Annotated in this window: 5 protein-coding genes; all 5 read right to left on the bottom strand. The window is 33.4% G+C overall.

Going from position 1 to position 4,883, the window contains the following annotated elements; genetic code table 11:
• Positions 1 to 127: 127 nt before the first annotated feature.
• Entirely contained in the window at positions 128 to 907 is a 780-nt protein-coding gene (locus tag D3P13_RS21595) for a Bpu10I family restriction endonuclease (RefSeq protein WP_157973006.1), read from the bottom strand.
• Positions 908 to 975: 68 nt separating this feature from the next.
• Positions 976 to 1,770, bottom strand: a complete 795-nt coding sequence (locus tag D3P13_RS21590) for a Bpu10I family restriction endonuclease (protein WP_157973005.1) — start codon at positions 1,768 to 1,770, stop codon at positions 976 to 978.
• 31 nt (positions 1,771 to 1,801) lie between these two features.
• A complete protein-coding gene (locus D3P13_RS21585) occupies positions 1,802 to 3,013 on the bottom strand; it encodes a DNA cytosine methyltransferase (protein ID WP_117885762.1) in 1,212 nt (403 codons plus the stop codon).
• The gene (locus D3P13_RS21580) at positions 3,010 to 4,146 is read right to left on the bottom strand and encodes a DNA cytosine methyltransferase (protein ID WP_117885760.1); all 1,137 of its coding nucleotides are present in this window, start codon (positions 4,144 to 4,146) and stop codon (positions 3,010 to 3,012) included. The genes D3P13_RS21585 and D3P13_RS21580 overlap by 4 nt, the downstream gene beginning before the upstream one ends.
• Complete coding sequence (locus tag D3P13_RS21575) at positions 4,143 to 4,457, bottom strand: helix-turn-helix domain-containing protein (protein WP_117885758.1); 315 nt, start codon at positions 4,455 to 4,457, stop codon at positions 4,143 to 4,145. Before D3P13_RS21575 ends, D3P13_RS21580 begins: the two co-directional genes overlap by 4 nt.
• Positions 4,458 to 4,883: the final 426 nt, after the last annotated feature.

Here is a 4,883-nt window from a genome sequence, read left to right as displayed (position 1 = left end):
GCCGTATACGAGACCCGTATGTACGGTGGTGTGAGGGGTGCACTCCGTCAATTATTGGCGGAGCCATCCACTCGATTATACGCATTTTATATTCATTATTTCAGAAATTGTTTTCCGAAAAAAAGGGTTAAGGTCTATTAATAATTTTCCCCGTTTCTAACGCTCTAGATGGTTGCCACCAAATACTATTCAAATGCCCCTTTATTTTATTGAATAGATCTATAATTAAATCTTCATCAATCTTATGAGGGTTTAGACCATCTTTTCTGTTTTTCAATCTATCAGAATTACTGGCTTTACACAAAATGTATATTTCATTAATGTCACTTAATTCAGGTAGCTCATCTTTAAGCTTCATGTATTCGGACGCAACAATATAAATACAATATGGCATGGCACTTTTGATCCTACTTGCGGTTCCAGAACAAGAATCCAGCATATTTCTTTCGATATATGTTTTACATTCTATTGCAACGACAGGAATAATGATTTCTTGTGAATATGATTTTTCCTCGGCTTGAATGGTGACACCTAGAGACACCCCTAAAACAAAGTCTTGATCTTTTGAATGAAAATAAGGGTTAGGCTCCAAGAATATTTCTTTAAAAGAGGAAGGTGAAAATGTTAAATCCACAAAACTATTTGCTTTACCAAGAAACAAATTGTCCGGAACTTCTTCCAAGGAATCTTTGATTACATCAATAAATAGGTGACAGAAAAATTCTTCCAACATGGACGATCTAATGTTTTCTTGCCCTGAGTTTTTTCTGGATTCAATGGGCTCCAATACTGCTAAGCGATAGTCATTAAAAGCACTTACTAGATCTTTAACTCCAGCATCATCAAGAATTGATAGATCTTTAGTGTTTTCTAAAAACTCTTTGTAGTGGTTATAGACCGTAGCCAAATCTGCGCTTGTCGTACTCTTTTCTTTTAAAAGTGTTCCGTGAACATAATGTCTTTCCTCAGCCATAATTAATTAATAAGTTTTCCTAATTGCATTCTTGTATTTAAACTTTCTGGTGCATCAATAACTGACTCTAAATAATTCAGGACTTCATCGATGTGAGACCTAACTAATTCAATATCAATGTCCTTGGTTAAAGAAATATCTCTTCGAACTTCACTTCTCTTTTGTTTACGTAAGATTATTATCTCGTCAATTTGTGAAGACGCATAATTTTGTTTTTCAAAAGCGAAATCGGCAAATTCAGATATTAAATAAAATTTACTCAATGGGAATGTTTTTTTCAATCTATCAACCGAGTATTCTACTCCAGAAATCATATTCTTATCTAGGTTCGTCTTAACTTCAACCCCAACCATTGTAATATTAAAATCTACTTCAGTATCATCAATTTTAAGAGGCATGGTTTTAATTATAGCCACATCAACTCTTTTAGGTTTAACAACCATTGGTAACTCTTGATAAGGAAGGAAGGACATATCAATAACAATATCCTTTTGTGTTGTTATTTCCAAATCTGGAAACTTTGAAACAACAAATTTCAAGTATAGTTGATACAAAAACTCAGGTACGAGTGATGAAAGAAAGTCTGATTGATGACTGAACTTCTTATTACGATCTTCGCGCAGAAATGTATAATATTTTTCAAAATCAGGAAGACATTCGTTTATCCAACCTAAAGTATCCTCAGAAGTGTATCCTTCAATATTTTCAAGTAAAGCACTATATTCAGCACCTATGCCTAGTAGGACATCTTCATTACGCCCACCATTTTCAATAGACTTACTAATCTTGGTGCGCAAATTACTCCCATGGGGTAATTGACTGTCTATACTAAGCAAATTCGTGTGTAGCTCTCCTAGTGTCATTGACTTTATGTTTAAATGATTTAACAATCGCACTTCCTATTGCTTTTGCTAACAATGGTGGTACTGAATTTCCAATTTGATTATATTGAGATAAGCCAATTTCATGTTCTCTATTTTCACGAATCAACAAACTTTTACTCATCAAAGTACGAGGCCCTTTAAAAATAAACTTATCTGGAAATGATTGAAGTCTGGCTCCTTCTCTAGCTGTAAGATTTCGATTCATCACTGGATGAACAAATGTAGATTGAAAAGAGGCTGTTACACAATGACTAATTTTACTTGGATCCAACCTTTGATTATTCATTTTAAACCTTGCTTTTGTATCTAAATCAGTTCCATTTCTGGCTCTTTGCCCATGTTCCAAAGGAACATCTAACAATGATCCACCCAATGGAATATGTTTAAATCTCTCAATCAATCTCGGAGTATGTTTCATTGAAATATGGTTGTAAATCCCTTTACCATCTTTTCTCATCATTTTTTGATAGGTACTCAATTCGATTTCATTATAAGTTAATTTATCGGGTGAATCGTCATATCCAGCACTGGATGAGATAAATGGTAAATCCGTAATAGCCTCTCCAACTGTTATATAGTTTTTTTTATCTGGTCCATGGGTTTCATGAATTTCCGGAAATGGTAATCCGCAACCTCTTTTGATTGCAATTACAAAAACTCTTGTTCGAGATTGTGGAACCCCGAATTTTGGAGCATAGAGGACTTCAATTTTAATATCATAACCTAGTTTATCTAAAATGTTTGTTACTACGTCTATGACTTTATCTTTAGAAGGTAGTTTCCCATTAATGAAGTTTTTTACATTCTCCATTATTACCATGTTGGGGCTAATAACCTTTACAAACCTTAAATATTCAAGGACCAAATTATTTCTGTCGTCAAGTTTACCATATTGAGAAGGTCCTGCAACTGAAAATCCTTGGCATGGTGGACCTCCAACAATAAGGTCAACACCGGTAAAATTCGATTTTATTTCTTTATCATTGAAAGAGGTAATATCCCGATGATGCATATCCACTTTTGGAAAATTATGCCGAAAGGTTTCTACTGCAAAACGATCTATTTCAATAGCAGCTTTAGTTTTTATACCTGCTTCTTTAAGGCCTAAAGTGAAACCTCCAGAACCCGCAAATAAGTCTAAACAATTAATCGTCATATGTTTTTTAAAGTTTTTAAATATCTCCCTATGGCTTCAGCTACAGGTGGAGATACTGCGTTCCCTACTTGATTGAATTGGTCTAAATGAATGTCTTCAAATATTCCTTTTTTCTCTAATAATTTCTTGCTCAAAGTTGTCCTTTTTCCTAAAAAAGTAAAACTATCCGGAAATCCTTGTACTCTTGCTGCTTCTCTGACAGTAATATTCCTATGCTGGAATGGATGCACAAAACTTGAATAGAACGAAGCTGTAATTGTTTTACATGGGACATCAGGATTCAACCTCCTATGATTTTGGTGATAAACTTTTGCTGATAGTTCATTGACTTCTCCTCGTTTCCTATTTCTAAATTCTTCAGGAACACTTTGCGTATTACCATTTATTGGAATTAACTTAAAGCGTTCTATAACTCTTGCTGTATGCCGCATTGGTTCATGGTTGTATACCATGTCAGATCCGTTCCTGCTGTTTATCTGATATTCATTAACAGTTTTCTTGTCATAAGGAACTGTGTCGACTTTTGTAATTGGAGTTGGTAAATCTGATATTGCATCCCATAATGATAATTCAGGTTTTTTAAAGCTATTCAAAAGTGAAAAATCTATTTTGTGATTAAGAGAACCAATCATAAAAAACCTTTTTCGATCTTGTGGTACACCGAAATCTTTAGAATTCAAAAAACTAAAAGAAACATTATATCCAATTGCTTCAAGCTTTGATTTAAAATCATCTAACAATAATCCACCCTCTTTTAATTTGAATTTTACTATTTCTTTAACATTTTCAACAATAAAAAACTTAGGTTTAATCAGTTCTACAGCTCTAACATACTCAAGGTAAAGCTTGTTTCTTGGGTCATTCTCGTTTCTTCTGTTGCTTGCTGCAATTGAAAAACCTTGGCAGGGTGGACCTCCTACAATTACATCTGCCCCCTTAAAATTACTTAAGATAGTATCAGAAATTTTCGATATATCCCCTCTTACTAATTTTACATTGGGATGATTTCGTTCGTAGGTATCCGATGCCCAATCATCAATTTCTATTGCACCTATTGGTTTAAGACCAGCAGATATTAATCCTGTCGATGCCCCTCCAGCACCTGCAAATAAATCAACAAAAGTTAAACTCATTTTTTAAATTCTATTTGTCCTTGTTTGGCATTAGTACTAATATAATATGTCAATATTTCGTCAGCAAGCTTCAACGTATCAACAGTACATTGATTTTTATAAATAGTTTTTGCAATCTCATCCGCGAAAAACATATCCTTAACTTCATCGTAATTCATTTCAAACATTTTTGAAATTTCTTGTAATCTATCTTCTTGTAGTGAAAAAATACCGTTTTCAATTTTGCTTAATTTGGCAGCATCAATATTTAGTTGAAACGCAAGCTGGGTTTGATTCCAACCAAGTTCTTTTCTTTCTAATAAAATGACCAAAGCTTTCTGTCATGACATGGTTGTTTTTAAACATGTTAAAACTCAACTTGTCAAATTTAGACAAAAAAATATTCATCTTAACTAAAAAACTGTAGAAGTTGTATGTAATGGTTTAGAGAGAATTATTGGGTTTTTGCCGCAATGTTCATTTTTTTTTCAGCTATTTAGTCGTAAGCTTCAAGTAATGATTTGTTTTTTCCACAGAAGGAGGAATTGCGTATAACGTCAGACTGTCTAATAACCTGTTTTCGTAACTTTAATATTCGGGCAGGTGTCTTTGAAAATTTCTGAATAGGCGATTCTCAGCGATTGAAATTTAGTTATTAGACAGACTGACGTGTTTGTATATCTTAAGTTAGCATTTATAAATATAGTTATAAATTTAAGTATAGAAACAGAAAGAACAAAGGAGTGGAGTAAGGTCAT

The organism is Aureibaculum luteum (assembly GCF_003449015.1).
Classification (GTDB): domain Bacteria; phylum Bacteroidota; class Bacteroidia; order Flavobacteriales; family Flavobacteriaceae; genus Aureibaculum; species Aureibaculum luteum.
The sequence above is the reverse complement of the archived record's forward strand: the minus strand, read 5'-3'. Positions and strand labels throughout refer to the sequence as shown.